The 25161-nt window shown below is 74.3% G+C and carries 25 protein-coding genes; 11 read left to right on the top strand and 14 right to left on the bottom strand.

The annotated features are described in order from the left end of the window. Positions 1 to 56 precede the first annotated feature (56 nt). The 5 genes from ACGFSH_RS18395 to ACGFSH_RS18375 form a co-directional block, all read right to left on the bottom strand. Positions 57 to 635, bottom strand: coding sequence for a flavin reductase family protein (locus ACGFSH_RS18395; RefSeq protein WP_393350054.1), 579 nt, complete (start codon positions 633 to 635; stop codon positions 57 to 59). Between the two features lie 72 nt (positions 636 to 707). Further along, complete coding sequence (locus ACGFSH_RS18390) at positions 708 to 1505, bottom strand: enoyl-CoA hydratase/isomerase family protein (RefSeq protein ID WP_393349652.1); 798 nt, start codon at positions 1503 to 1505, stop codon at positions 708 to 710. A gap of 31 nt (positions 1506 to 1536) precedes the next feature. Further along, on the bottom strand, positions 1537 to 3762 hold the full coding sequence (locus ACGFSH_RS18385) for an acetate--CoA ligase family protein (protein WP_393349650.1): 2226 nt from the start codon (positions 3760 to 3762) through the stop codon (positions 1537 to 1539). A 128-nt stretch (positions 3763 to 3890) separates the two neighbouring features. Next, positions 3891 to 5363, bottom strand: a complete 1473-nt coding sequence (locus tag ACGFSH_RS18380; RefSeq protein ID WP_393350052.1) for a flavin monoamine oxidase family protein — start codon at positions 5361 to 5363, stop codon at positions 3891 to 3893. 206 nt (positions 5364 to 5569) lie between these two features. Beyond that, positions 5570 to 6760 (bottom strand): flavin-containing monooxygenase, encoded by a 1191-nt coding sequence (locus ACGFSH_RS18375; protein ID WP_393349648.1) that lies wholly within the window; start codon positions 6758 to 6760, stop codon positions 5570 to 5572. Between the two features lie 235 nt (positions 6761 to 6995). On the opposite strand from ACGFSH_RS18375, the gene ACGFSH_RS18370 reads away from it, so the two are divergent. From ACGFSH_RS18370 to ACGFSH_RS18355, 4 genes are read left to right on the top strand one after another with little or no spacing between them, the layout of a single operon-like run. Beyond that, positions 6996 to 7448: a DoxX family protein gene (locus ACGFSH_RS18370; protein ID WP_393349647.1), complete on the top strand. Its 453-nt coding sequence runs from the start codon at positions 6996 to 6998 to the stop codon at positions 7446 to 7448. After that, complete coding sequence (locus ACGFSH_RS18365; RefSeq protein ID WP_393349645.1) at positions 7445 to 7873, top strand: Zn-ribbon domain-containing OB-fold protein; 429 nt, start codon at positions 7445 to 7447, stop codon at positions 7871 to 7873. Before ACGFSH_RS18370 ends, ACGFSH_RS18365 begins: the two co-directional genes overlap by 4 nt. A gap of 4 nt (positions 7874 to 7877) precedes the next feature. Then, positions 7878 to 8483 carry a GNAT family N-acetyltransferase gene (locus ACGFSH_RS18360; protein WP_393349643.1) on the top strand — a complete coding sequence of 202 codons (606 nt, stop codon included), beginning with the start codon at positions 7878 to 7880 and terminating at the stop codon, positions 8481 to 8483. 50 nt (positions 8484 to 8533) lie between these two features. Continuing rightward, a complete protein-coding gene (locus ACGFSH_RS18355; RefSeq protein WP_393349641.1) occupies positions 8534 to 9517 on the top strand; it encodes a GNAT family N-acetyltransferase in 984 nt (327 codons plus the stop codon). 228 nt (positions 9518 to 9745) lie between these two features. Here the strand turns inward: ACGFSH_RS18355 and ACGFSH_RS18350 are convergent, their stop codons facing one another. From ACGFSH_RS18350 to ACGFSH_RS18340, 3 genes are all read right to left on the bottom strand, one after another. Next, positions 9746 to 10411: a pyridoxal 5'-phosphate synthase gene (locus ACGFSH_RS18350; protein ID WP_393349639.1), complete on the bottom strand. Its 666-nt coding sequence runs from the start codon at positions 10409 to 10411 to the stop codon at positions 9746 to 9748. A gap of 15 nt (positions 10412 to 10426) precedes the next feature. After that, the gene (locus tag ACGFSH_RS18345) at positions 10427 to 11413 is read right to left on the bottom strand and encodes an expansin EXLX1 family cellulose-binding protein (RefSeq protein WP_393349637.1); all 987 of its coding nucleotides are present in this window, start codon (positions 11411 to 11413) and stop codon (positions 10427 to 10429) included. A gap of 127 nt (positions 11414 to 11540) precedes the next feature. After that, positions 11541 to 12710, bottom strand: a complete 1170-nt coding sequence (locus ACGFSH_RS18340; protein WP_393349635.1) for an acetyl-CoA acetyltransferase — start codon at positions 12708 to 12710, stop codon at positions 11541 to 11543. Positions 12711 to 12789: 79 nt separating this feature from the next. Between ACGFSH_RS18340 and ACGFSH_RS18335 the strand changes: the two genes are divergently transcribed. Together ACGFSH_RS18335 and ACGFSH_RS18330 are read left to right on the top strand one after the other, a co-directional pair. Then, entirely contained in the window at positions 12790 to 14016 is a 1227-nt protein-coding gene (locus ACGFSH_RS18335; RefSeq protein ID WP_393349633.1) for an acyl-CoA dehydrogenase family protein, read from the top strand. Next, the gene (locus ACGFSH_RS18330) at positions 14013 to 14540 is read left to right on the top strand and encodes a nitroreductase family deazaflavin-dependent oxidoreductase (protein ID WP_393349631.1); all 528 of its coding nucleotides are present in this window, start codon (positions 14013 to 14015) and stop codon (positions 14538 to 14540) included. The genes ACGFSH_RS18335 and ACGFSH_RS18330 overlap by 4 nt, the downstream gene beginning before the upstream one ends. Here ACGFSH_RS18330 and ACGFSH_RS18325 read toward each other — a convergent pair. Further along, on the bottom strand, positions 14537 to 15196 hold the full coding sequence (locus tag ACGFSH_RS18325) for a LysE family translocator (protein ID WP_393349629.1): 660 nt from the start codon (positions 15194 to 15196) through the stop codon (positions 14537 to 14539). The two genes, ACGFSH_RS18330 and ACGFSH_RS18325, sit on opposite strands and share 4 nt — an antisense overlap. Positions 15197 to 15278: 82 nt before the next feature. Here ACGFSH_RS18325 and ACGFSH_RS18320 point away from each other — a divergent pair, with 82 nt between their 5' ends. Continuing rightward, positions 15279 to 15731, top strand: a complete 453-nt coding sequence (locus ACGFSH_RS18320; protein ID WP_389500092.1) for an Lrp/AsnC family transcriptional regulator — start codon at positions 15279 to 15281, stop codon at positions 15729 to 15731. A 99-nt stretch (positions 15732 to 15830) separates the two neighbouring features. Here the strand turns inward: ACGFSH_RS18320 and ACGFSH_RS18315 are convergent, their stop codons facing one another. After that, on the bottom strand, positions 15831 to 16466 hold the full coding sequence (locus tag ACGFSH_RS18315) for a TetR family transcriptional regulator (protein ID WP_329417080.1): 636 nt from the start codon (positions 16464 to 16466) through the stop codon (positions 15831 to 15833). Between the two features lie 134 nt (positions 16467 to 16600). Between ACGFSH_RS18315 and ACGFSH_RS18310 the strand changes: the two genes are divergently transcribed. The 3 genes from ACGFSH_RS18310 (at position 16601) to ACGFSH_RS18300 (ending at position 20563) form a co-directional block, all read left to right on the top strand. Further along, entirely contained in the window at positions 16601 to 17332 is a 732-nt protein-coding gene (locus tag ACGFSH_RS18310) for a VOC family protein (protein ID WP_393349627.1), read from the top strand. A 221-nt stretch (positions 17333 to 17553) separates the two neighbouring features. Then, complete coding sequence (locus tag ACGFSH_RS18305; protein ID WP_393349625.1) at positions 17554 to 19935, top strand: PQQ-binding-like beta-propeller repeat protein; 2382 nt, start codon at positions 17554 to 17556, stop codon at positions 19933 to 19935. Positions 19936 to 20062: 127 nt separating this feature from the next. Next, a complete protein-coding gene (locus tag ACGFSH_RS18300) occupies positions 20063 to 20563 on the top strand; it encodes a hypothetical protein (protein WP_393349623.1) in 501 nt (166 codons plus the stop codon). Between the two features lie 75 nt (positions 20564 to 20638). Here ACGFSH_RS18300 and ACGFSH_RS18295 read toward each other — a convergent pair whose 3' ends face one another. From ACGFSH_RS18295 to ACGFSH_RS18285, 3 genes are read right to left on the bottom strand one after another with little or no spacing between them, the layout of a single operon-like run. Next, positions 20639 to 21412: an enoyl-CoA hydratase/isomerase family protein gene (locus ACGFSH_RS18295; protein ID WP_393349621.1), complete on the bottom strand. Its 774-nt coding sequence runs from the start codon at positions 21410 to 21412 to the stop codon at positions 20639 to 20641. Beyond that, the gene (locus tag ACGFSH_RS18290) at positions 21409 to 21825 is read right to left on the bottom strand and encodes a Zn-ribbon domain-containing OB-fold protein (protein WP_393349619.1); all 417 of its coding nucleotides are present in this window, start codon (positions 21823 to 21825) and stop codon (positions 21409 to 21411) included. The genes ACGFSH_RS18295 and ACGFSH_RS18290 overlap by 4 nt, the downstream gene beginning before the upstream one ends. An 18-nt stretch (positions 21826 to 21843) precedes the next feature. After that, complete coding sequence (locus ACGFSH_RS18285) at positions 21844 to 22989, bottom strand: lipid-transfer protein (protein WP_393349617.1); 1146 nt, start codon at positions 22987 to 22989, stop codon at positions 21844 to 21846. Between the two features lie 95 nt (positions 22990 to 23084). On the opposite strand from ACGFSH_RS18285, the gene ACGFSH_RS18280 reads away from it, so the two are divergent. After that, on the top strand, positions 23085 to 24683 hold the full coding sequence (locus ACGFSH_RS18280; RefSeq protein ID WP_393349615.1) for a FadD3 family acyl-CoA ligase: 1599 nt from the start codon (positions 23085 to 23087) through the stop codon (positions 24681 to 24683). Positions 24684 to 24865: 182 nt separating this feature from the next. Here ACGFSH_RS18280 and ACGFSH_RS18275 read toward each other — a convergent pair whose 3' ends face one another. Then, positions 24866 to 25063: a hypothetical protein gene (locus tag ACGFSH_RS18275; protein WP_393349613.1), complete on the bottom strand. Its 198-nt coding sequence runs from the start codon at positions 25061 to 25063 to the stop codon at positions 24866 to 24868. Between the last annotated feature and the right edge of the window lie 98 nt (positions 25064 to 25161).

Here is a 25161-nt window from a genome sequence, read left to right as displayed (position 1 = left end):
GCCCGTAGGCCACGTCACCCGTCAGTCACGTCACCCGTACATCGCTCATCCGCGGCTCACAGGAACCGGCCCCGGTGGAACAGCAGAGGCGGTCCGTCCGCGTCGTCGCCCGTGCCGAGGGCGTTCACGCGGCCCACGACGACCAGATGGTCGCCGCCGGTGTGGACGGCGTGGATCGCGCAGTCGATCCAGGCGAGCGCGCCGGCGAGGCGCGGGGCGCCCGAGACCGGGGCCGGGTCGTGGTCGACGCCGGCGAACTTGTCCGCGCCGCTCACCGCGAAGGCCCGGCACAGCGCCGCCTGGCGCGCGCTGAGGACGTTGACGCAGAAGACGCCCGCCCGGGCGATGCGCGGCCAGGTCGTGGACGTGCGGCCGACCATGAAGGCGACCAGGGGCGGATCGAGGGAGAGCGAGGAGAACGACTGGCAGGCGAAGCCGGCGGGGCCCTCGGGCGTCGGCGCCGTCACGACCGTCACCCCGGAGGCGAAGCTCCCGAGCACCCTGCGGAATTCGCCGGGATCGACGGGCGCCCGCTCGTCGTCGCGCACACAGCGCAGCGCGGGGCGCGGCAGCGGATCGACCGGCCCCGCCCGGAGGTATCGGACGGCGGCGGCCGCCATTCCCGCATGTCCCATCATGTCCTCATTGAAACTGACGGCATGTCAGATGGGAAGGGGTGCGGGCCCGCGGGCCGCCCGGTCCGCGGGTCACCGTCCGTGGAAGTCCGTCGCCCGGCGCTCCACGAAGCTCGCCACGCCCTCCTGGGCGTCCCTCGTCGTCATGTTGATCTCCTGAGCGGCGGCCTCGGCGGCGAAGGCCGTGGCGCGGTCCGACTCCAGGGAGGCGTTGACGAGCTGCTTGGTGAGCGCGAGGGCGCGGGTGGGGCCGGCCGCCAGGCGGGCCGCCCAGTCGACGGCCGTCCCTTCCAGGTCGGCGTCCGGGACGACCCGGTTGACCAGGCCCAGGCGTTCGGCGTCCGGCGCGGTGAGCGCGTCGCCGAAGAACATCAGCTCCTTGGCGCGCTGCGGGCCGACCAGGCGGGGCAGCAGATAGGCGCCGCCGCCGTCGGGGACCAGGCCGCGACGGGCGAACACCTCGATGAAGCGGGCCGATTCGGCCGCCAGCACCAGGTCGCAGGCGAGCGCGAGGTGGGCGCCCAGGCCGGCGGCCGTGCCGTTCACCGCGGCGATCACCGGCTTCTCGCAGTCGAGGACGGCGGCGACCAGGCGCTGCGCGCCGAGGCGCAGGGTGCGGGCGACGTCCCCGGCGATCCGCTCGCCGCGCGCGCCGCCGCCGCGCAGATCGGCCCCCGCGCAGAAGGCGCGGCCGGCGCCGGTCAGGATCACCGCCCGGACATCCGGATCCGCGGAGGCGTCGCCGAGGAGCGCGATCAGCCGGTCGCGCCCGTCGGGCGTGAGGGCGTTGAGGGCCTCGGGCCGGTCGAGCGTCAGACGGGTGACATGGCGGTCGGTCCGCCGCCGGACCGACGCCTCGGACCCGGTCACGCCCCGTCCCCCCGCTCGTGCCGCAGGGCCCTCACCTGCACACCGCCAGTGCGTCCAGGGCCACCGCGCCCTGGCCGCGGGGGAGGACCACCAGGGGGTTGACGTCGAGTTCGGCCAGGTCGGCGCCGAGTTCCAGGGCCATGCGCTGCACCCGCAGGACGACCTCGACGAGGGCGTCGACGTCGGCCGGCGGGCGGCCGCGGACGCCGTCCAGCAGCGCCCTGCCGCGCAGTTCGGCCAGCATGGCGCGGGCCTGGTCCTCGCCGAAGGGCGGGACGCGCACGGCCGCGTCCCGCAGCACCTCCACCAGGACCCCGCCCAGCCCGACCGTGACCGTCGGCCCGAACAGGTCGTCGTGGGTCACGCCCACGACCATCTCCACGCCCCGCTCGACCATCTGGCACACCAGGACGCCGTCCAGCTCGACGCCCTCGTAGCGGGCGATGTCGGTCAGCTCGCGGTAGGCGTCGCGCACCTGGCTGGCCGAGGTCAGGCCGATCTTGACCAGGCCCAGTTCGGTCTTGTGGGCGATCTGCGCGCCGGACGCCTTCATCACCACCGGGTAGCCGACCAGCCCCGCCGCCCGCACGGCCGCCGCCGCGCTGGTCACCAGCTGCTCGCGCGGGACGCGGATGCCGTACGCCCGCAGCAGTTGCTTGGCCGCGTGCTCGCTGAGCTGCTGTCCCGGCCGCATCAGCAGTTGCGCCTTGCGGTAGGACGGGGAGGGCGTGCGCGGGGCCTGGTCGAAGGGGGAGCGGTAGCCGGTGACGAAGCGGTGGTGGTCGAGGTGGGCCCGGACGGCCGAGATGCAGTTGGACAGGGTGCGGAAGGTGGCCACCCGGGAGGAGCCCAGCAGGACCTCGCGGTAGGCGCGTTCCGTGCCCACCGGGGAGCCCCAGACCACGCACACCAGCTTGTCGGTCCGCTCCGCCGCGTCCACCAGGTCCTGGACCAGCCGGTCGCTGAGGGGAGGGAAGGGCCCGGTGACGGGACAGATCAGGACGCCCACCGCCGGGTCGTCGAGAATCGCGTCGATGATCTTCCGGCCGCGCTCGTCGCCCACCGGGTGGCCGCCGTTGTCGACCGGGTTGGCCACGTTCAGGTACGCGGGGATCCACTGGTGCAGTTCGGCCTGTTTCGCGCTCGACAGGGCGGGCAGCTCCAGGCCCGCCGCCGTGGCCAGGTCGGCCGCGTGGGCGCCGGTGCCGCCCGAGATGGAGTAGATCGCGACGCCGGTGGCCCGCGGCGGCCGGGCCCGTGCCAGCAGGGCCGCCGTGTCCTGGAGTTCGTCGAGGCCGTCGACGCGGATCACGCCGTACTGCCGCATCGCCGCGTCGACGACCTCGTCCGCGCCGGTCAGCTTGCCGGTGTGGGAGGCGGCGGTGCGGGCGCCGGCCTCGGTGCGGCCCACCTTGACGGCGACGACCGGCACCCCGCGGCGGGCGGCCCGGTCGGCGGCCAGCAGGAAGGACCGGCCGTCCTTGAGGCCCTCGACGTAGCAGGCGATCGCGCCCACCTCCGGGCGCTCGGCGAAGTAGGAGAGGAAGTCGGCGGTCTCCAGGTCGGCCTCGTTGCCGGTCGGCGCCCAGTGCGAGAGCCGCACGCCGAGTTCCTGGAGCGCGAACACCGGGCGGCCCTGGTGGCCGGACTGGGTGATCAGCGCGATCGCCGGTCCGCTCAGGTCGTCGCGGAACCGCTCGAAGGCGTTGAGGTTGGTGTTGGGGCCGAGCAGACGCATGCCGGAACGTTCCACCGCCGCCGCCAGCCGCTCCTGGGCGGCCGCGCCCTCCGCGCCGGTCTCCGCGAAGCCGGAGGCGAAGACGACCGCGAACCTCACCTTGGTCTCCGCCAGCCGCTCGATCACCGGCAGCGGGTCGGAGACCAGCAGCACGGCGAGGTCGACCTGCTCGGGCAGGTCGGCGACGGACGCGACGCAGGGCAGGCCGAACACGCTCGTGCGGGTGGGGTGCACGGGATGCAGCCGCGCCCCCACCCGCTCGGCCCAGCTCACCAGCTGCCGGGTGACACCGGTGTTCGGGCGTCCTTCGGCGTCCGAGGCGCCGACGACCGCGACGGACCCGGGGCGGAAGAGCCGGTCCAGATCGGGGACGTCCGCGTACAACGGGCGGCCGCTGACGTCGAGGTCGTCCGCCTGCGCGGGCCGGCCGTGGACGGCGGGCCCGGGTTCCTCGCCGCACGCGATGACCCGGGCCCGGCGGGAGTCGGTGGTGAGGGTGCCGTGGGTTGATCCAAGCATGGGTCCGCCCGCTCCTGTGTGACTGCCGTGAGTGACTGTCAAGTAACTGACGCTCTGTCAGGTTACATAGCTGACGGTCCGTCAGGAATGGTCGTGCACGCAGAAAGGAGCGGATCCGAGCCCTTCGCCTACAGCGCGGCCAGCACCTCCGCCGCCACCCGCTCGCCCGAGCGCACCGCCCCGTCCATGAAACCCATCCAGTGGACGGAGGTCTCGGTCCCGGCCCAGTGGATCCCGCCGACGGGCTCGCGCAGGGCCCGGCCGTACCGGGTCAGGACGCCGGGCGCGGCGATGGAGACGGGGCCGCCGCGCGTGTAGGCCTCGTTGTTCCAGCGTTGCAGGACGAACGACGTGGGGGAGGCCGCTTTCGGGCCGAAGTACCTCACGTAGTCCTTCAGTACGGCCGCCCTGACCTCCGCCTCGCCCGCCGCGTCGTACGCCCGCGCCTCGTCGGCCTCGATGAAGCCCATGAGCGCGCCGTAGGAGGCGTCCGGCGGGGAGTTGTCGAAGGTGGAGCTGATCACGCCGGTGTCGCTGACCACCTGGCCGTTGAGGCCGTCGGCCCGCCAGAACGGGGTGTCGTAGATCGCGATCGCCTTGCCGACCGAGGCCATCGGCAGGCGCTGGGTGAGCTGGTCGCGGGCGGCGGGCAGCAGCGGGTCGTACGTGATGCGCGCGGCGAGCGGCGGGGGCACGGCGACGACGACCTTCCGGGCGGTGACGCTCACGCCGTCGGCCGTCACGGCGTACTGCTCCCCGGAGCGGGCGATCGTGCGCACCGGGGCGTTCAGCACCACCCGGTCGCCGAGCGTGGCGGCGAGCCTGACCGGCACCTGCTGGGACCCGCCGACGAAGCGCCGCTCCTGGGCGCCGCCCGCGGTCTCGGTGAGGCGTTCCAGCGTGCCGGGGGTCGAGTCGTTCCCGGCCGCGGCGATGTAGAACAGCACGAAGAGCAGGGAGAGTTCGCGCGGCTCGGCCGAGAAGATCGAGGTGCAGGCCACGTCCAGGAGGAACTTGGCGGACGGGACGACGGCGTTGGCGCGCAGCCAGGTCTCGAAGGTCTGCCGGTCCCATTCCTCGGCCTTGGGAGCGGTCCACGGCGCGTCGACGGGGACCGTCTTGGCCATGTCGTCCAGCGCGGCCTGCACGATCGCCGCGTTGGCGAGGCCGGCGGCGTCGACCGGCGGGACCGAGCCGAGGAGGCCGTCGGTGGCGTACGGGGTCTTCCGGCCGTCCTTGTGGAGCAGGTTCTTGCCGCTGTTGTAGGTGGGGAAGGTGGCGACGCCCAGGGAGTCGGCGAGCGCCTTGATGCGGTCCTGGGTGGGGCCGATGAACTCGCCGCCGCCCTCGGTGACCCCGCCGTTCGCCAGCGGGAGGTTGACGACCCGGCCGCCCACCCGGCCGCGGGCCTCCAGGACGGCGACCGTGCGGCCGGCGGCCACCAGGTCGCGGGCCGCGGTGAGACCGGCCAGGCCGGCGCCGACGATCGCGACGTCCACCTCCCGGGCGGCCGCGGCGGCCGGACCCGCTGCGGTCGCGCCGAGGGCGGTGGCGCCGGCGGCCACCGCGGCCGTGCGGCCGAGCAGGGAGCGGCGGGACATCCTGGGGGCGGTCTGTCTTTCACGTGCCACGTGCGTCCTCCGACGGGCTTCGGGAGCGAGAGGTGGTGGAACCGAAAAGGTGAACAGCGCTCACATTCTGGCTCCGCGCACGGGCGCACGACAACGTTCCCGCCACATCTCGCGCAGATGTAACGGGCAGCGGAATCAAGGGAGTTACCGACAGTTACGGGTGAGGCCGCCGGTGCTCACCGCAGGGTGCGGCGCACCGCCTTCGCGATCTTCCCGGCGTCGATCGACAACTCGCGCAGGGTGCCGCTGATGGGAGTGGTGAAGCCGGTGAAATGCAGACCGGGGGCGTCCTTCGCGGTGCGGGCGCCGTGCGCGACGGGTCTGCCCCGGTCGTCGAGCACGCCGAGGTGGCCGACGAGGTCCTCCAGGGCGCGGACGTAGCCGGTGGCCGCGATCACCGCGTCCGGGGAGATCCGCGTCCCGTCGGCGAGCACGACCTTGCCGCCGTCCTCGAAGCCCTCCACGGCGGCCGTGATCTCCACCCGGCCGGTGCGCACGGCGTCGATCAGGCCGACGTCCTGCACCGGGATCGCGCCCTGCCTGGCCCGGGTGTAGAGGCCGGTGTCGGGGCGCGGCAGCCCGTGCGCGGACAGGTCGGGAACGCTCGCCCTGGCCATCACCCGGCAGATCCGGTCGACGAGGGCGACGGGCAGGCGGCGCACCAGGATGCCGCTGTACTGGGCGGCCCAGCCGGCGGTGGAGCGGCGCACGATGTGCGGCACGGTGCGCACCGCGAGCCGCACCCGCTCCGCCCCGTGTTCCACCAGGTCGACGGCGATCTCCGCACCGGTGTTGCCGACGCCCACGACGAGGACGTCCCGGCCGGCGTAGGGCTTGCCGTCGCGGTAGGAGCCGGCGTGGGTCAGCTCGCCGGTGAACCCCTCGCGGCCGGGCCAGTCCGGCAGATACGGGGTGTGGTTGTAGCCGGTGGCGACGACGACCGCCGAGCCGGTCAGCTCACGGCCGCCCGTGGCGCGCAGCAGCCACCCGGTGCCGTCGGCGGTGCGCTCGACGCGGGAGACCTCGACGCCGGTGACGATCTCCAGTTCGTGCACCTCGGCGTACTTCTCCAGGTAGCGCACCACGTCGTCGCGGGCCGCCCACCGTCCGAACCTGCGCGGCATCTTCAGCCCCGGCAGGGCGGACAGCCCGCGCGTGGTGTGCAGATGCAGCCGGTCGTAGTGCCGCCGCCAGGACGCCCCGACCGCGTCGGCCTTCTCCACGACGACCGCGCGTACGCCCTGGGCGCGCAGCGCGTACGCGGTGGCGAGGCCGCCGGGGCCGCCGCCGATCACGTAGACGGGACGGTCGGCCGGGTTCGCGGCGGTGATCGCCTGGTGGGCCGGGCGCGGTGCGGAGTCTTCCATGAGCGCGAGCGTAATCACGCGTGTCGTTGATGGGTCTCGGTCAAGACGGGAATTGGTTGCGGATCGATCACGTGCGGGGGATGCGCGGGCGGACCGGTGACGTAGACCACTTCGTCGCACGCGAGGGCGGCGCGAGGACCGGGGGAGGGCCGGGCGAGGACCGGGGGAGGGGTGGGGGCCGCCTCCGCGACCGGCGGGGTTCCCGGAACCACTCATCTGACGTACCGTCAGATTCATGGATGCGATCTGGCTCGACGGGGCCGAGTGGCTGGCGGTGCTGCGGATCGGGCTCGGAATGTGGTGGCTGGAGAGCTGGCGCCACAAGGACAAGAAGGCCTGGTTCGCCGAGGGGTCGGGCATCGCCTGGGCCGCGGACGTGGCGGCGAAGCACCGCTGGACCGCCGTGCGCTCCGGCTTCGCCGTGGTGGTGCGGCCCCGCCCGCGCGTCATGTCCTACGTGGTGGTGTACGCGGAACTGGCCCTCGGGCTCGGGCTGGTCGCCGGCTTCCTCACCCCGGTCGCGCTGGTCTGCGGCCTGCTCCTCAACCTCCTCTACCTCGTCCTCATGATCCACGACTGGGCCGAGCAGGGGCAGAACTCGATGATGGCGCTGATCTCGGCCGTGGCGCTGGGCGCGATGGCCTGGCAGAGGTGGTCCGTGGACGACGCGCTCGGGTGGTTCCGATGACCCCCGGCCCCCGGCACGACGTCCCCGAGGCCGACGCCTTCACCCGCACCTACTGGGAGGCCGCCGCCGGTGGCCGGCTGCTGATCCGGCGCTGCGGGGCCTGCGCGCGCGCCCACCACTACCCCCGCGAGTTCTGCCCGCACTGCTGGAGCGAGGACGTGGCCTGGGAGGACGCGAGCGGCCTGGCCACCCTCTACACCTGGTCCGTCGTCCACCGCAACGACCTGCCGCCCTTCGGGGAGCGCACGCCCTATGTCGCGGCCGTGGTCGACCTGGCCGAGGGGCCGCGCATGTCGACCGAGCTGGTCGGGGACGCGGAGCCGCGCATGGGCATGGCGCTGACGGTCGCCTTCCGGGACGGCGTCCCCGTCTTCCGGGCGGCGGACGGCGACCCACCGCCGTCCGCCCGGACCGGTGTTCAATGACCGGATGACCGACACTCGTGAGTCCCCCTCCGCTCCCCACACGATCCCCGTGCTCGACGGCCACGGCCTGCGGCTGCGCGCCTGGGACCCGGAGTCCGCCGCCGACGTGGAGGCGTGGCTGCGCGGGCACCTCGACCCGGAGTTCCGGCGCTGGAACACACCGGTGCGGACGGTCGCCGACACCGCCGGCGCGCGGGCCTCCCTGGAGGGCAAGAACGCGGACGCCGCCGCCGGGCACGCCCTGCCGTTCTGCGTCACGGACGCGGCCGACGGGACGATCCTCGGGCAGGTCGCCGTCAGCATGATCGACCGGGTGCTGAGCTTCGCCCGGGTCGGCTACTGGGTCCTGCCCGAGGCGCGCGGCCGGCGCGTGGCCGGCAATGCCCTGCTGCTCGCGTCGCGCTGGGCGTTCACCGAGACCGGCCTGCACCGGCTGGAGCTGGGTCACGCCCTCGGCCACGAGGCCTCCTGCCGGATCGCCGAGCGCTGCGGCTTCCGGTACGAGGGGACCCTGCGCGGCGCGATGTGGGAGGAGGGCCGCCGGGACGCCTTCCGCGACGTCCACCTGCACGCCCGCCTGGCGACCGACCCGGAGCCGGAGTTCCCCTGACGCCCGGAAAATGGCAGGCGGCGCGGGGCCCTTCGCCACGACGATGAAGCATGAGCCCTGACAGCCCTGACAGCCCTGACAGCCCTGACAGCCCTGACAGCCCTGACAGCCCCGGCGGTTCCGGTGGGTCCATCCGCCCGGCCGGCCACGACCGGTCCGGCGCTCCCGCCGCCTGGCGTGTCACCCGTGATCTCGACGGCTTCCTCGAGCGTGCCGGCGACTTCCTCGCCTCCCGTCCGGCACTGCACACGGTCCCGTTGACCGTCGTCGACAGCCTGCGGCGCAGGGGCACGCACGTGTACGGCGACGAGGATCCCGTCTTCGGCGTGCTGGGCGGGGACGTCCGGGGCGGAGGGGACGGCGCGGTCCGCGCGGTGTTCTTCCGTACCCCGCCCCACGGGATCTGCGTCACGCCCCTGACGGAGGAGGAGGCCGACGCGCTCGCCGCGACGCTGGCCGACGCCGGTCACCGGTTCCCCACGGTCTACGGCGACCGCGACACCGCGGCGGCGTTCGCCGGGGCGTGGCGACGGAGCACGGGTATCGCGTCGAGGGTGGGGATGCGCCAACGCCTGTACCGGCTGGCGGAGCTGACGCCGCCGGAGCCCGCCCCCGCGGGCCGGGCGCGGGTGGCCGCCGCGGCCGACCGGGACCTGCTGATGCGCTGGTACGGGGAGTTCGCGGCCGAGGTCGGCGGGCACCCGGCCCAGGACGCCGGCGCATGGGCCGACTCCCGTGTCTCCCACGGCGGAATCACCCTGTGGGAGACGCCCGACGGGGTCCCCGTGGCGATGGCGGGGGTCACCCCCGAGGTGGCCGGCCAGATCAGGGTGGCCCCCGTCTACACCCCGCCCGCACTGCGCGGACGCGGCTACGCGGGCGCGGCCACGGCCGAGGTGAGCCGCGCGGCACGCGCCTCGGGCGCGGCGGAGGTGCTCCTCTTCACCGACCTGTCCAACCCGACGAGCAACGGCCTCTACCAGCGGATCGGCTACCGCCCGGTGGCGGACTTCGCGGTGTACGCGTTCGAGTAGGGGGCGTGGGCGCCCGAAGCGAGCGGGGGGATGTGGCGGGTGGCTGCCGTGGGGGGAGCCGCGTCCCGCGCGACGGGCACTCGTCCATGCCACGAGGGTCACGTACCGGCCGGCTTCCGACCGGCGGACCGTGTTGCTCACCGTCTTCCGGAAGACCAGGGTGCGCGAGGAAGCCGAGGTCGAGCGCGCCATCGTGGCGAAGGCGCTGCGCGAGGCCGAGCATGGCCCTCAGGGCCACAGCAGGTCTGTGGACCAGGTCCCGGCCGTGCGGTGGTAGGTCAGGCGGGTGTGGCGGCGGGCCGTGTCGCCCTGGAAGAACTCCACCTCGTCCGGGCGCAGCCGGTACAGGGTCCAGGTCGGGGACGTGGCCGCCGGGTCGCGGCGGGCCTGTTCCCAGGCGGCGCGGGAGGCCCGGGCCAGTTCCTCCGGCGAGGCAAGGATCTCGCTCTGCCGGCCGGTCAGCGCGGCGGCCAGGGCCCCGGTCGAGCGGGCGTGCAGGTCGGCCTGCGCCTCCTCGGAGGGGGCGGACGAGACGGGGCCGCGCACCCGGACCTGGCGGCCGAGCACGGGCCAGTAGAAGGTCAGCGCCGCGTACGGGCGGGCGGCGAGCTGGCGGCCCTTGCGGCTGGTGGCGTGGGACGCGAAGGACCAGCCGTCCGCGTCCGCGCCGTGCAGCATCACGACGCGGGCGTCGGGCAGACCGTCCTCGCCGACGGTGGCGAGGGTGAGGGTGTGCGGCTCCCGCTCGCCCGCCGCGACCGCCTGCGCGAACCACTCCGTGAAGAGAGGCAGCGGATCGGCGGGCGCCGACTGCGGGTCGAACGGCGGCAGTTCCGTCACCTCCGGGTCCCACACCCGCAGCGTCCTCAGCAGTTCATGCAGATCCTTGGCCATGCACCGAGTATCCGGTCAGTGCCGGGCGAACTGGACCCGGGTCGGCTGCACCACGTTCGCCCGGACGGCGATCCCCTCGACGGTGAGCTGTTCGCCGAAGACGTCGGTGAGCCGGATCGCGCTGCCGCAGCCGGCGCCGTGCTCGGAGAGGAAGTAGTTGTAGCCGGTGCGGGCCAGCCGGGTCCAGCTCCCGCCCGTGCGGACCTCCAGCCGGGCCAGCGGGTTGCGGTGGCCGATGGCCTGGATGCCGCACCAGTACGCGGAGGAGCCGGTCTTGTAGCGGATCGAGATCGTGCCGGACGTGGCCGGGCTCAGCACGCTCCAGGTGATCGCGATCCGGCCCGTGACGAGCGGCGCCAGCTCGGCGAAGGCCTGCCGGCTGAGGTCGATCTGGCCGGGGGCGCAGGGCGCCGGGCACTCGTTGGTGATCCGCACCGTCACGGACGCCCCGTTCGCCGCGTGGACGGACACGTACGCGCCGCACGCCGTGGACGTGTCGTAGTCGGCGGTGTTCATCGCCGCGGTCATGACGTCGGAGGTCGGGCCGTAGGAGCAGGCGCCGTTGCCGTCGCCGATGTCGTAGGCGGTCGCGACCCCGGTGTGGACGGTGCCCGGCCGGACGCCTCCGGCCGACGCGGCCGGGCCGGAACCCGCGCGGGCGGCGGGCCGGGCGGGCCGCGCCGACGGCGAGGCCGACGCGCCGGCCGGACCGGGACCACGGGACGCCGTCGAGGCCTTCGGCGACGGCGACGGCGACGGCGATCCCGTCGGCGACCCGGACCCGGTCGCCGACGGGCTCGTCGCGGGCGTCGCGCTCACCGCGGTTCCGGCCACCGGCTCGACGGCGCGTGCCGCGTCGTCGCTCCCGCCGCCGGGGCGGAAGGCCACGACCAGGGACACCACGAGCGCGACGGCGGCCACGGCCACCACGGCGACGACGGGGACGCGACGGCCCGAACGCCGGTCGGGGCGACGGGAACGGCGGTGCGAGGAGCTTGCCACGAAGAGATCCTTACGGGAGTCGGCGGAGCACGTCCGGCGGCGGGCCGCGGTATGCCGCGCCCGCCGTCTCCCAGTGGCCGCTGCCCGCCGAAAGGTTGCCGCCCGTGCGCTCCCGCCGCCGGACGGCTCACCCGCGGCCCAGGACCACCGTCCCCGAGGAGCAGAACCAGCCGCCGGTGCCGGAGGCCACCGCGTGGCGGGGGAGGTTCCCGGCGCGGTCGCGCACCTGCCGGGCCCCCGCATCGCCCCTCAGCTGGCGCACCGCCTCGACCAGCAGGAACAGGCCGCGCATACCGGGGTGCTGGGCCGACAGGCCGCCACCGTCCGTGTTGACGGGGAACTCCCCTCCCACCCGCAGCCGGCCCTTCTCCACGAACGGTCCGCCCTCGCCCTTGGCGCAGAAGCCCAGGTCCTCCAGGGTGACCAGCGTCATGTACGTGAACGCGTCGTAGATCTCGGCGAAGTCCATCTCGTCCGGGCGCAGTCCGGCCCGCGCGAAGGCCAGGCGGCCGCTCGTCGCCGCGGGGGACACCGTGAAGTCGTCCCACTCGGACATCGTGGCGTGCGAGACGTGCTCGCCGGTCCCCAGGATCCACACCGGCACGGTGCGGCAGTCGCGGACGTATTCCTCGGCGGCCAGCAGCACGGCCGCCCCGCCGTCCGAGCGCAGACAGCAGTGCAGTCGGGTGAACGGGTCGGCGATCATCGGCCCCGACAGGACGTCGTCGACGGTGACCGGATCGCGGAACATCGCCTCCGGGTTCAGCGCCGCGTTCGCCCTCGCCTGCACCGCGACCTGCGCCAGCTGCTCGACCGTCGTGCCGTGGCGGAGCATGTGACGGCGGGCGGCCATCGCGTACTTGGCGATCAGGGTGTGGCCGTAGGGGGCCTCGAACTGGAGGGGGCCGCGCGCGCCGAAGGCGAAGGCGCCGCCGCGGCGGCCCGCCCTGATGTCCGCGCGCGGCGTCGCGCCGTAGGCCAGCAGGACGGCCTCGGCGTGCCCGGCGGCGATCGCGTCGGCCGCGTGCGCCGCCATCACCTCCCAGGTCGCGCCGCCCACCGAGGTCGAATCGACCCAGGTGGGACGCAGGCCCAGGTAGCCGGCCAGTTCGACCGGGGCGAGCGTGCCGAGGCCGGCCGAGGCGAAGCCGTCCACCGCCTCCCGCCCCAGCCCCGCGTCCGCCAGCGCCCGGCGCGCGGCCTGGGCGTGCAGGGCGTAGGGGGTGACGTCGTCCACCCGACCGCAGTCGGAGAGCGCGACGCCGACGACGGCCACGTTCCGGGTCCCCGCTGTCATGAGAGGCCACCTTTCTCTGTGCATCTCGTTGCCGCGTCCCTAATATGACGGACCGTCAGATCAGGAGGAAGGGGCGGCCATGGACCCCGGCTTCACAGCCGAACAGGACGAGATCCGCCGCACACTGCGGGCACTGCTCCACGAACGCTGCGGCCCCGGCGAGCTGCGCGCCGCCCTCGACACCCCCACCGGGCACGACCCCGCCCTGTGGGCCGCGCTCGCCGGACGGCTCGGGCTGCCCGGCCTCGCGCTCCCGGAACGCCACGGCGGAGTCGGCTGCCCCCGCACCGACCTCGCGCTCGCCGCCGAGGAGACCGGCCGGGTCCTCGCCCCCACCCCGCTGCTCGCGACCTCCGTCCTCGCCGCGCCCCTGATCCTCGCGCTCGGCTCCGACGCCCAGCGCGCCACTCTGCTGCCGCCGATCACCGACGGCACGCTCACCGCCGCCCTCGCCGTGCCCGCACCGGCCCTCGCCACCGCCCTCGCCCTGACCGGTCCGGGCGGCGGCGACTGGGCCGGCGGGGGCCGGGCGGGCGGTGTGCAGGCCCGCCCGGCCGAGGGCGGCGGCTGGCGGCTGTACGGGGAGGCCGCGCAGGTGCTCGACGGCCACAGCGCCGGACTGCTGCTGGTCGCCGCGCACGCCGGCGGGTTCGTACGGTCGCGGACCCTGCTGTTCCTGGTGGCGGGGGACGCGCCCGGGGTCGTCCGGACCCGGCAGACCGCACTCGACGCCACCAGGGCGCAGGCCCGCGTCCAGCTGCGCCACGTGGAGGCCGAGCTGCTGGGTGCCGACGGCGGTGCGGTGGACGAGGGGGAGGCCGTCCGGGGGGCCCTGGCCGACGTGGGTGACTTCGCCGCCGCCTTCCTCGCCTGCGAGGCCGTCGGGGCCGCCGGCCGGACGCTGGAGCGCACCGTCGAGTACCTCGGGCAGCGCGTGCAGTTCGGGCGGACGATCGCGTCGTTCCAGGCCGTGCAGCACCGGCTCGCGGACGTGTACGTGCGGATCCAGGCGGCCCGGTCCGCCGCCTACTACGCCGCGTGGGCCACCGGCCGGACGGACGACGTCCCGGACGTCGCACGGGACGCCGGCGGGCTCGCGCTCGCCCAGGCCCTGGAGGCGCTGCGCCTCGCCGCCTCCGAAGCCGTCCAGCTGCACGGCGGGATCGGCTTCACCTGGGAGCACGAGGCCCACCTGTACTTCAAGCGGGCGGCGGGCGACGAGCTGCTGTTCGGGCCCGTGCACCGGCTGCGCGCCCACGCGGCCGAGCGGGCCGCCCTGTTCACCCGGACGGAGGTGACGGTGTGATCGGCGTCCGGCTGGTGCAGAAGGCGTCCTCGACGCGCGCCTTCGCCAAGGTCGCCCCTCGCGTCATCCCCGCGCTCGACCGGACCGTCCACCGGCTCACCCGGGGGAAGGTCCTGCTCAGCGCCCAGATGCTGCCGGGGGTGATCCTCACCGCGACCGGCGCGAGGAGCGGGGTGCCGCGCCGGACGCCGCTGGCCTGCATGCCCGAGCCCGACGGCCGGGGCTGGACCCTCGTCGGCTCCAACTTCGGCCGCACGGGGCACCCCGCCTGGACGGCCAACCTCCTCGCCCGCCCCGACGCGGAGATCAGCTGGAAGGGCGCCGACATCCCGGTGACCGCCCGGCTGCTGACGGGGGAGGAGCGGGCGGCCGCCTGGCAGCGGCTGCTGGACTTCTGGCCGCCCTACGCGACCTACCAGGAGCGCGTGGAACGCGAGATCAGGGTCTTCCGCCTCACACCGAGAACCCCCGGCCGCCCCGACCGCTCCGGCCGCCCTGCCCGTCCCGCCGACCCGGCGCCCTAGAAGGCCCGCTGCACGAGCAGGAAGGCGCCGATGCCCAGCATCGCCGCGCCGGAGGTGCGGGTGACCGCGCGGGCCGCCGCCGGGCGGGCGCCCAGCAGTCTGCGGGCCAGGACGCCCACCGTCAGGTAGACGGCCGCGCAGCACGCCATGTGCAGCAGTCCGAGGACGGCCGTCTGGGCGGCGACCGGAAGGTGACCGCCCCCGGAGCCGGAGCCGGCTCCCGCTCCCGTCCCGCCCGCCGTGGTGAGGAACTGCGGCAGGACGGAGAGGTAGAGCAGCAGGCCCTTGGGGTTCAGGCCGCTGATCGTGGCCCCGCGCAGGAACACCCGCGCCCCGCTCGTCCCCTCCGGGTGGACCGGCTCGCCGGCCTGCGGGGTGCCGGGCTGCCGCAGCACCCCCCAGCCCAGCCACACCAGGTAGGCAGCGCCCGCCGCCGTCAGCGCGGTGAGCAGGGCGGGCGAGCCCGCCACCAGGACCGCCAGGCCCGCCGTCGCCAGCGCCGTGTGCAGGGCGTATCCGCTCACCAGACCGCTCACGGCGGCGCCGACCGAGCGGCCGCGCAGCCCGGCGGAGATCACGTACGCCCAGTCGGCGCCCGGCACGCAGACCAGCAGCAGGTCGACGGCGAGGAAGGAAATCAGCGTGCCCACATCCATGGAAGGGACATTAGGCGCGATGCGGCCGAAAGTGTTTCCGATGTTTTCACGGAACGCCGGGATATGAGGGAAGATCTGCCTCATGGACGACGTCGACCGGAAAATCCTTGCCGAGCTCCAGCAGGACGGGCGGCTGACCGTGACCGAGCTGGCCGCGCGGGTGCGGCTCAGCGTCTCGCCGTGTCACCGCCGGCTGCGGGAGCTGGAGCGGTCCGGCGCGATCAGCGGCTACCGCGCGGTGGTGGAGCCGGCCGCCGTCGGGCTGACCTTCGAAGCGCTGGTCTTCGTCTCCATGCGGCAGGAGGACCGGGACACCGTCGTCGAGTTCGAGCGGGCGGTGGGCGAGGTCGAGCACGTGCTGGACGCGCAGCGGCTGTTCGGGGAGCCCGACTACCTGCTGCGGGTGGCCACCGCCGACCTCGCGGCTTTCCAGCGGCTCTACGACGAGCGGCTCGCCACCCTGCCGGGCGTGCAGCGGCTGACGTCGACGCTGGTCATGAAGCACGTGGTGAAGGACCGGGGGCTGCCCGCATAGCGCGGCAGGCGGCGGCCCGACCGGATGATGCACCGGTGAACCGCCGCCTGGCAGACAGGACTTGATCGTAAGAGTGGTGCGCCCTCGCGGGCTTCGCCGCTACTTCGTCGGCTTCTTCCCGGTGATGCCCAGGTGCACCAGCAGCGCCAGGTTCGGCTTCAGCTCAGCCTGCTTGACGCCCCACGTCTGGAAGCCCTTCTGGTGCGAGGCGACGGCCGCGAGCATCGCGACGAGCGCGCCCGCGACCGCCGCCGGGTTCACGTCCTTGTCGACCCTGCCCTTGGACTGAAGCTCCGCGACCGCGTCCGAGAGGGAGTTGTTCACCGAGTTGAGGATCTTCATGCGGAGTTTGTAGAAGCGTTTGTCGCCCTCGGCCGCGCCGAGGTCGACCACGCGCAGGATCGCGTCGTTCTTCCGCCAGAACTCCAGGAAGCCGTCCACGAGTTCCTGCGCCGTCTGCCAGCCCGCCTTGCCGACCCAGGAGCGCCCGGCGACCAGTTCGGTCAACTCGGCTCCCTCCGCGGCCATTTGCTCGGCGATCTCCAGGACGGCGCCCTCGACGTCCGGGAAGTACTGGTAGAAGGTCGCGGGCGAAGTGCCCGCCTTCCGGGCGACATCGATGACCTTGACGTCCCGGTAGGGAGAGGAGCTGAGCATCTCGCTGAGGCAGTCGAGCAACTTCTGCCGCGTCGCCTGCCCGCGCCGACCGGCCACGCGGCCGTCGACGGTACGCACTTGTCCTGTCATGCCGTCAGCTTACCGAGGGGTGATGGGAGCGCGATTCGGCCGACTGCAAATGGGGTGCGCGGGGGTCCGGGGGCGGCTGTGCCTGGTCTGCGGCTTGCGTGAACCGCCGTTAGTTTGGCTCCATGGCCGAAAACAGGGCATCGGTGTACGCAGAGGGCGTCCCCTGCTGGGTGGACGCGCAGCTCCCCGACGTGGAAGCGGGCAAGCGGTTCTACGGGGAGCTCTTCGGGTGGACCTTCGAGGACCGGCCGGAGGGCCACGGGGACTCCGTGTGGGCCCGGCTGGACGGCGAGCCCGTGGCCGCGCTGGGCCACAAGACCGACGGCCGGATGCCCACGGTCTGGACGGTGTACTTCGCCACTCCGGACGCCGAGGCCACCGCCCGGCGGATCGGGGCGGCGGGCGGCCGCCTGGTGACGGCCCCGATGCCGGTGGGCGGGCTCGGCACCGCCGCCCTGGCCGCCGATCCCGAGGCCGCCGTCTTCGGGCTGTGGCAGCCCGACGGCCACCCGGGGTTCGGCGTGCGCCACCGGCCGGGCGCGTTCGCCTGGGCCGAGCTGTACGCGCGGGACACCGAGGCCGCCAACACGTTCTACGGGCATCTCTTCCACGAGGCGCTCTTCGGGCCCGGCGCCGCCCCCGACTTCGGCCGCGCCCCGGTGGGCGACGTCTTCCCGGAGATGATGCCGCCGCACTTCCTGGTGCACTTCGGCGCCGAGGACTGCGAGGCGGCGCTGGGCGCGGTGAGCCGGCTGGGCGGGCGGGTGCAGGCGGGTCCGTTCACCGCCTCGTACGGCACGGTGGCCGTCGTCACCGACAATCAGGGGGCGTCGTTCGCGCTGCTTCAGCGGTGAACGAGGCGTCGCACGGGCCTCTCACCGGCGGGTTCGCCCTGCCGTGAGGATTTTTTGCCCGCATATGAAATGAGACACCCCGATTGCCCCCGGGTTCGCAACCGGCCGCCCGGCCAGGAAGAATCGGGGTGCGTGCCGCCATGGCGGTGCGGTGGTGAGACGCTGCACGGGGCCGTGCACACAAGTGGGTGGCGCGGCTCGTACGGGGAGGTGGCAGGCAAGTGGTGGATCAGCTGACGCAGCACGATCCTCGGCGGATCGGGCCGTTCGAGGTGCTGGGACGGCTGGGTGCCGGCGGCATGGGGCTGGTCTATCTGGCACGGTCGGCCTCGGGCCGGCGCGTGGCGATCAAGACGGTCCGCACGGAGCTCGCCGAGGACCAGCTCTTCCGCGTGCGCTTCACGCGCGAGGTGGAGGCGGCCAGGGCGGTCTCCGGCTTCTACACGGCCGCGGTCGTCGACGCCGATCCGCGCGCCGCCGTGCCCTGGCTGGCCACCGCGTACGTCCCGGCGCCCTCCCTCGAGGAGATAGTGAACGAGTGCGGGCCGATGCCGGCCCAGGCGGTGCGCTGGCTGGCGGCGGGCGTCGCCGAGGCCCTCCAGTCGATCCACGGCGCGGGGCTGGTCCACCGTGACCTGAAGCCGTCCAACGTGCTCGTGGTCGAGGACGGCCCCCGGGTGATCGACTTCGGCATCGCGTCCGGCGTTTCGAACACCCGTCTGACGATGACGAACGTGGCCGTCGGCACCCCCGCCTACATGTCGCCCGAGCAGGCGAAGGACTCGCGCAGCGTGACCGGCGCGAGTGACGTCTTCTCGCTCGGCTCGATGCTCGTCTTCGCCGCCACCGGCCATCCGCCCTTCCACGGCGCGAACCCGGTCGAGACGGTCTTCATGCTGCTGCGCGAGGGCCCGGACCTGGAGGGCCTGCCCGACGAGCTGCGCCCGCTCATCGAGTCCTGCATGCAGATGGACGCCACGGCCCGCCCCAACCCCGCCGACCTCCAGGCGCAGCTCGCCCCCCACCTCTTCGGCTCCGGCTCCGACGACAGCGGCACGGCGTCGGCGTGGCTGCCCGAGAAGGCGGTCACCCTCATCGAGACCCGCCGCGGCGGCCGTGCGGCCAAGCCCGCCCCCGTGAGCCCGCGCAGCGGCGGCGGTGGCGGCGGCGGTGGCGTGGGGCTGGGCCGGGGCCATGTGCCGCCCCCGCCGTCGCACGATCCGGTGGTGCTGGCCCGGCCGGCCCAGCCGCCCGTGGCGGTCGGCGCCCCCGACACCGGTCCGGTCCGGCTGGCCGGTGCGGCCGTGCCGATCGGGCCCGGTCCGCGCGTCGCCGACGTGCGCGCCACGGCCGCCGTCAAGGCGCCGCTCGCCGAGCCGGGACTGGTCGCCAGCTGGTCGCGGCTGCACCCCGGCGTCAACGGCGCCGACACGGCCCTCCCGGCGACCCAGGGCGCGCCCGCGGAGACCCCGGCGGGCTGGCGGCCCTGGCGTTTTCGCATGTCGAACGACGTGTGGGGGACCCCGTCGGTGGCCGGCGACCTCGTGTACGTCACCTCCTTCGAGGTGCACGCCCTGGACGTGGCGACCGGCCGGCGTCGGTTCAAGACCCGGGACGTGGCCTGGTCGATGGCGGTCGCGGACGGCCGTGTGCACGCCTCCGACGGGCCCACGCTGTTCGCCCTGGACGCCCGCGAGGGCGCCGATCTGTGGCGGCTGTCGACGGAAGCCTGGGTGTACTCGCTCAAAGCCGAGCGGGGCACGGTCGTCACCGGCACGCGCGGCGGCGGGGTGCAGGGCTGGGAGGCCTCCAACGGGCACAAGCTCTGGGAGATCTCCGGCTGCCAGACCGACTTCGAGTCCCCGGAGGCGGGACCGGTCCTGCACGAGGGCACCGTCTTCGTCTGGCAGGACGCCCGGCTGAGAGCCCTGGACGCCCGTACCGGCGATGAGCGCTGGGCGTATCCGATCGGCGACACGGCCTCCTGCGGCGGCGTCCCGGTGCGCGTCACCCCCGCCCCCGACGGCTACGTCTACGTCTCGGCCGGCACCCGCGTCCTCGCCGTCGACATCGCGAGCGGCAGGGTGCGCTGGCACTTCGAGGCGCCCGCGGTCTTCCTGTCCCCGCCCGCCTTCGTCCCCGGCCCCGCGGTCACCGGCGGCGGCGTCTACCTCGCCGACTACCTCGGCACGGTGTACGCCATCGACGCCACCGACGGCCGCGACCGCTGGCGCATCGCCACCGAGGCCCGCTCCTGCGTCGACCCGGTGCTGGTCGCCGCCGGTCATGTCCACGTGGGCAGCGGCAAGGGGCTCTACACCCTGGACGCGGTCACCGGCACGCCCAAGTGGCGCTTCCAGGCGGGCGGCGACATCGTGGGGGCCCCCGCGGTCGCGGAGGGCCGTATCCACTTCGGCTCCACCGACCACCTGCTCTACACCCTGAAGGCCGACGACGGCCGGCTGCGCTGGAAGCTGGCGACCGGCGGGGAGATCACCGGCTCGCCGGTGGTGCGCGACGGCGTCGTGTACGCGTGCAGCAAGGACCGCTGCGTGTACGCGCTGGACGCGGAGAAGGGCACGGGCACCGCGCGCACGGCGTGAGCCGGACCCCGCGGCGCCCCCGCCTCCGGCGGGGACGGGCCGGTCGCAGCGTCGTGACATGGCCGTGACAGCCTGTGCCTAGGCTGTCCGGATGGATCGACGGCGGCAGAGAATCAGGTTCGCAGCGGTGGCGACGGGGGTCGTCCTGGCCCTTACCGGCTTCACGACGAGCAGAGGCCACGGGCACGGCCACAGCAGCCACGGCCACGGCGGCGGGTGCAGCAGTTCGAGTCAGGACCACGACAGCTCGTCCTCGACCGGCGGCACCACCGGATCGCGCTACCGCGACTACGACGACGATGACGACGACTACGGCACCACCACCTCCGGCGGCAGCGGCCCGTCCAGCTCCGCGGCGCTGGGGGACGCCTCGGTCCAGCTGGCCGACTGCGCGAAACCGGGCAGGCCCTACGCGACCGTCGTCGTCGACAACCCGAACGCGACCGACGGCCGTTTCACCGTCACGGTCGACTTCCTCGACGCGGGCTCCGGCAAGGTGGAGGAACGGACCGAGAGCGTGTACGTCGCCGCCCACGACAAAACGAGCGTCGACGTCGAACTGTCCACCCCCGGCCTCGCGGCGAAGGTGGACCACTGCAACCCGGAGCCCTACGCACCGGCCGCCTGACCGCCTGACCGCCTGACCGCCTGACCGCCTGACCGCCTGACCGCCTGACCTCCGGGCCGCCGCGGGCGCGCCGGCTCAGCGGATGCGCGGGCGCGCGGCCGGCCGGCTCGTGAACAGCCTCGCCTGGTCCTCGCCGGGCAGGTTGCCCAGGGCGATGAGGTGGGGCGCCTGCGCGTAGGCCGGCGCGCGGGCCGCCTCCTTCGCCGCCCACAGCGCCCGCACGGTGCCCTGGACGCCGCCGGGCGGATACCCGGCGAGGACGGCGGCGCAGGCCGCGGCCGCCGATACCGCGCCGCCCGGCTCGGTCACCTCGGAGACCAGGCCGATCTCGTGTGCGCGCCGCGCGGAGATCCGTTCCGCCGTGCCCATGAGCATCATCCGCGCGGCCTCCCCGTACGGCATGCGCTGCGCCAGGAGCACCGACTCGTAGGCGCTGACCATCCCGTAGGCGGTGTGGGCGTCGAAGAAGACGGCGTCGGCGCCCGCGACGACGAACTCGCACTCGCCGAGCAGGTAGAAGGCGCCGCCGCAGGCCATGCCCTCCACGGCGGCGATCACCGGTTTCCACAGGTCGTTCGCCTTGGGGCCGACGGTGAGCAGGGGATCGTCCTGCATGAAGGGGGAGGCGGGCTGCGGCACGACGGCGTCCCGGTCGATGCCGGTGGAGAACGCCCGCTCCCCGGCGCCGGTCAGGACGACGGCGCGCACCCGGTCGTCGAAGCGCAGCCCGAGCCAGACGTCGCGCAGTTCGGCGGCCGTGCCGAGGTCGACCGCGTTGAGCCGGTGCGGCCGGTCGAGGGTGACGACCGCGACGCCGGTGTCCTCGTCGACGTCGAGACGCACGTTCACGGCCGCTCCAGGACCCAGCTCGGCAGCCCGTCGCCGTCGAAGACGGCCTGGACCCGGGCGCCGATCCGGACGGTGCCGGGGGGAACGGAGTCCAGGGCCGCTCCCGGACCGCTCACCAGGTTGCCGACCAGCCGTATCCGGGGCGTCTCGGCCAGCTCGACGACGATCACGTTGTAGGGGGCGTGCGCCGCGTACTCCGGCAGCAGGGGCGGGTGCGGGACGACGTAGGACCAGATCCGCCCGCGTCCCGACACGCGCCGCCACTCGCTCGCGAAGGACCGGCAGTGCGGGCAGCAGGGGCGGGGCGGGAACCGGGGTTCGCCGCAGTCGGCGCAGGTCTGGACGCGCAGTTCGCCGCGGGCGGCGTACCGCCAGAAGGGCGCGCCGTCGGGGTCGGTGACGGGGGTGAGCATCGGGTCGGCTCCTCGCTCTCAGTTCCTGAGCAGCAGGGCGGAGGTCGGGACGCCTTCGCCGGCGGTGACGAGACAGGTCGCGGCGTCCGGCACCTGGGCGGTGCTGGTCCCGCGCAGTTGCTTGACGCCTTCGTTGATCAGGTTGAAGCCGTGCACATAGGCCTCGCTCAGCCCGCCGCCGCCCGTGTTGAGCGGCAGCCGTCCGCCGGTCTCCAGCGCGCCGCCCTCGGTGAAGGCGCCGCCCTCGCCGCGCCCGCAGAAGCCGTACCCCTCCAGGGAGAGCGGCACGAGGGGGGTGAAGGCGTCGTAGATCTGGGCGACGTCGACGTCGGCGGGGGTGAGGTCGGCGTGCTTCCACAGGTGTGCGGCCGCGGCCCAGGCGGGGCCGGTGAGCGGGTCGTCGTTCCAGTAGTTGACCATGCCGTGGTGCTGGGCGGGCAGGCCCTGCGCCGCGGCGTGCACGTACACGGGCCGCTGCCGGCAGTCGCCGGCCCGTTCCCGGCCGACGACGACGCACGCCAACGCCCCGTCCGTCTCCAGGCAGTTGTCGTAGAGGCACAGCGGTTCGCTGATCCAGCGGGCGTTCATGTACATCTCGCGGGTGAGCGGCCGTTCGTACATGATCGCCGCCGGGTTCTGGTTGGCCCGGTTGCGGCAGGCGAGGGCGACGTTGAAGAGGTGGTCGCGGGTCACGCCGTACTCGTGCATGTAGCGGCGGGCCAGCATGGCTATCTCGTCGGCGGGGCGCAGCAGTCCGAAGGGCCGGGTCCACTGGGCCGGGGTGGGCAGCTGGACGGCCGTGTTCGTCCACGGGCGCGGCCCGCTGCCCCGCTTGCGCGAGCGCCAGGCCACCCCCACCGTCGCCTGCCCGGCGGCGATCGCGGCGGCGAGGTGCGCGACGGTGGCGCACGAACCGCCGCCGCCGAAGCCGACCTTGCTGAAGAAGGTGAGGTCGCCGAAGCCGACGGCCTTGGCCAGCTCGACCTCGTCCGTCTCCTCCATCGTGTACGAGGCGAGCGCGTCGACCTCGCCCGGCGCGATGCCCGCGTCGTCGAGGGCGGCGAGGACGGCCCGGCAGGCGAGCGTCTTCTCCGACTCGGGGAGGTGCTTGGCGAACGGGGTCTGACCTATGCCGACGACGGCGGTCGCGTCCTTGAGGGTCACGCTGCGCGCACCTCCGCAATGCGTTGTGACGGCTGACAGTCCGTCAGGCTACAGCTAATCTGACGGGTAGTCAGCTACCGGCGGGGAGGCGCGTGATGCGCGGTGACGTGGAGTGGGGCAGCATCCCGGGCCTGGTGCGCGCGGCGGCCGGGCGGTACGCCGACGCCGAGGCCGTGGCCGAGGGCCGCACCCGGATCTCGTACGCCGAACTCGGCGCGCGCGTGGAGCGCGCGGCGGCGGCCTGCCTGGCGGAGGGCGTCGAGCCGGGCGACCGGGTCGGCGTCTGGGCCCCGAACTCGCTCGACTGGATCGTCGCGGCGCTCGGCGCGGTGTCGGCCGGGGCGGTCCTGGTGCCGGTCAACACCCGCTTCAAGGGCGCCGAGGCGGCCGACGTGCTGCGCCGGAGCGGGGCCAGGCTGCTGTTCGTCACCGGCACGTTCCTCGGCGCCTCGTACGTGGCGTCGCTGCGGCGGGCCGCCGGGGAGGGGCCCGGCTCGGGGCCGCTCGGGGGTCTGCCCGCGCTGGAACAGGTGGTCGTGCTGTCCGACGACGCCCCGGCCGGCTTCCGCACCTGGAAGGACTTCCTCGCGGGCGGCGACGGCGTGGGGCGGGCCGCGGTCCGCCGGCGCGCGGACGCGGTGCGCGGGGACCAGCCCTCGGACATCGTCTTCACCTCGGGCACGACGGGCCGCCCCAAGGGCGCGGTGATCACGCACGCGCAGACCCTGCGGGCGTACGGCGTCTGGACCGACCTGGCGGGGCTGCGGCGCGGCGACCGCTATCTGATCGTCAACCCCTTCTTCCACACCTTCGGCTACAAGGCGGGGGTGATCGCCTGCCTGATGCGCGGCGCGACGATGATCCCGCAGCCCGTGTTCGACGTGGACGCCGTGCTGGCCCACGTGGCCTCGGAACGGGTCTCGGTGCTGCCCGGCCCCCCGACGCTCCACCAGTCCCTCCTGGACCACCCCGCCCGCCGCCAGTACGACCTCTCGGCGCTGCGCCTGGTGGTGACCGGCGCGGCGGTCGTCCCGCTGCGCCTGGTGGAACGGCTGCGGGGCGAACTCGGCGTGGCGACCGTGCTGACGGCGTACGGGCTGTCGGAGGCGAGCGGCATCGTCACGATGTGCCGGCGGGGGGACGCGCCGGACGTGGTCGCCGCCACCTCGGGCCGGGCGATCCCGGGCACCCGGGTGAAGGTGGTCGACGAGCGCGGCGCCGAACCAGCCCCGGGCCTGCCCGGCGAGGTACTCGTGCGGGGCTTCAACGTGATGCGCGGCTACTACGAGGACCCGGCGGCCACCGCGCAGGCGCTGACCCCGGACGGCTGGCTGCGCACCGGGGACGTCGGCGTCCTGGACGCGGCAGGCAACCTGCGCATCACCGACCGCATCAAGGACATGTTCATCGTCGGCGGCTTCAACGCCTACCCGGCGGAGATAGAGCAACTCCTCGGGCTGCACCCGGACGTGGCCGACGTCGCCGTCGTCGGCGTCCCCGACCCCCGCCTGGGCGAGGTGGGCCGCGCGTACGTCGTCCGGCGGCCGGGCGCGGTGACGACGGCCGACGACCTGATCGCCTGGGCCCGCCGCGAGATGGCCAACTACAAGGTGCCGAGATCGGTGAGATTCGTCCCCGCCCTGCCCCGCAACGCGAGCGGCAAGGTCGTGAAGGCGGAGCTGCGGGAACCTTGAGGGGCATCACCCCCCAAGGGGTGAAATGGGTGGCATCCCGTTCAGCGGTCTCGGGGACACGCAGTACACCGTGGCCTGAACCGGGCCCCGTCCCGGTCGCCGGCACGCCTCGGCCGCGGCGGCGCCCCCTCCGCGCCGCCGCGGCCGATCCCCGTCGGGTGTGGCTCGTGTCAGGCCTTCGGTCAGGCCTTCTCGTCGGTCGCGTGGAAGTCGGCCGGCTTGTTCAGCGGCTCGGTGGTGGCGTGGAAGTCCTGGGTGGTGAGGTCCTCGCCCGCCGTCTGCGCGGCCGGCCGGGACTCGGCGACGACCGCCGGGGTCTCCGCCTTCTCGCTGGTGGCGTGGAAGTCTGCGGGCTTGACGGTGCCGGTGTTGTCGGCCATGAAGTGACTCCTGGGAAATCGAGCGTGACGGAACGGACGGAAGCGGACCCCGCCCGGCAGTACCCCCGTGGATTGCCGGGCGGGTCCCGCACGGCCGT

Source organism: Streptomyces sp. NPDC048481 (assembly GCF_043200075.1).
Classification (GTDB): Bacteria; Actinomycetota; Actinomycetes; order Streptomycetales; family Streptomycetaceae; genus Streptomyces.
Note: the sequence above shows the minus strand (reverse complement) of the source record. Positions and strands in the feature narration are given on the sequence as shown.

Coding starts and splice junctions, on each gene's coding strand:
- ACGFSH_RS18395 (WP_393350054.1), bottom strand. CDS start 635: ATGGGACATGCGGGAATGGCGGCCGCCGCCGTCCGATACCTCCGGGCG.
- ACGFSH_RS18385 (WP_393349650.1), bottom strand. CDS start 3,762: ATGCTTGGATCAACCCACGGCACCCTCACCACCGACTCCCGCCGGGCC.
- ACGFSH_RS18380 (WP_393350052.1), bottom strand. CDS start 5,363: ATGTCCCGCCGCTCCCTGCTCGGCCGCACGGCCGCGGTGGCCGCCGGC.
- ACGFSH_RS18375 (WP_393349648.1), bottom strand. CDS start 6,760: ATGGAAGACTCCGCACCGCGCCCGGCCCACCAGGCGATCACCGCCGCG.
- ACGFSH_RS18370 (WP_393349647.1), top strand. CDS start 6,996: ATGGATGCGATCTGGCTCGACGGGGCCGAGTGGCTGGCGGTGCTGCGG.
- ACGFSH_RS18365 (WP_393349645.1), top strand. CDS start 7,445: ATGACCCCCGGCCCCCGGCACGACGTCCCCGAGGCCGACGCCTTCACC.
- ACGFSH_RS18360 (WP_393349643.1), top strand. CDS start 7,878: ATGACCGACACTCGTGAGTCCCCCTCCGCTCCCCACACGATCCCCGTG.
- ACGFSH_RS18355 (WP_393349641.1), top strand. CDS start 8,534: ATGAGCCCTGACAGCCCTGACAGCCCTGACAGCCCTGACAGCCCTGAC.
- ACGFSH_RS18350 (WP_393349639.1), bottom strand. CDS start 10,411: ATGGCCAAGGATCTGCATGAACTGCTGAGGACGCTGCGGGTGTGGGAC.
- ACGFSH_RS18340 (WP_393349635.1), bottom strand. CDS start 12,710: ATGACAGCGGGGACCCGGAACGTGGCCGTCGTCGGCGTCGCGCTCTCC.
- ACGFSH_RS18335 (WP_393349633.1), top strand. CDS start 12,790: ATGGACCCCGGCTTCACAGCCGAACAGGACGAGATCCGCCGCACACTG.
- ACGFSH_RS18325 (WP_393349629.1), bottom strand. CDS start 15,196: ATGGATGTGGGCACGCTGATTTCCTTCCTCGCCGTCGACCTGCTGCTG.
- ACGFSH_RS18320 (WP_389500092.1), top strand. CDS start 15,279: ATGGACGACGTCGACCGGAAAATCCTTGCCGAGCTCCAGCAGGACGGG.
- ACGFSH_RS18310 (WP_393349627.1), top strand. CDS start 16,601: ATGGCCGAAAACAGGGCATCGGTGTACGCAGAGGGCGTCCCCTGCTGG.
- ACGFSH_RS18290 (WP_393349619.1), bottom strand. CDS start 21,825: ATGCTCACCCCCGTCACCGACCCCGACGGCGCGCCCTTCTGGCGGTAC.
- ACGFSH_RS18280 (WP_393349615.1), top strand. CDS start 23,085: ATGCGCGGTGACGTGGAGTGGGGCAGCATCCCGGGCCTGGTGCGCGCG.
- ACGFSH_RS18275 (WP_393349613.1), bottom strand. CDS start 25,063: ATGGCCGACAACACCGGCACCGTCAAGCCCGCAGACTTCCACGCCACC.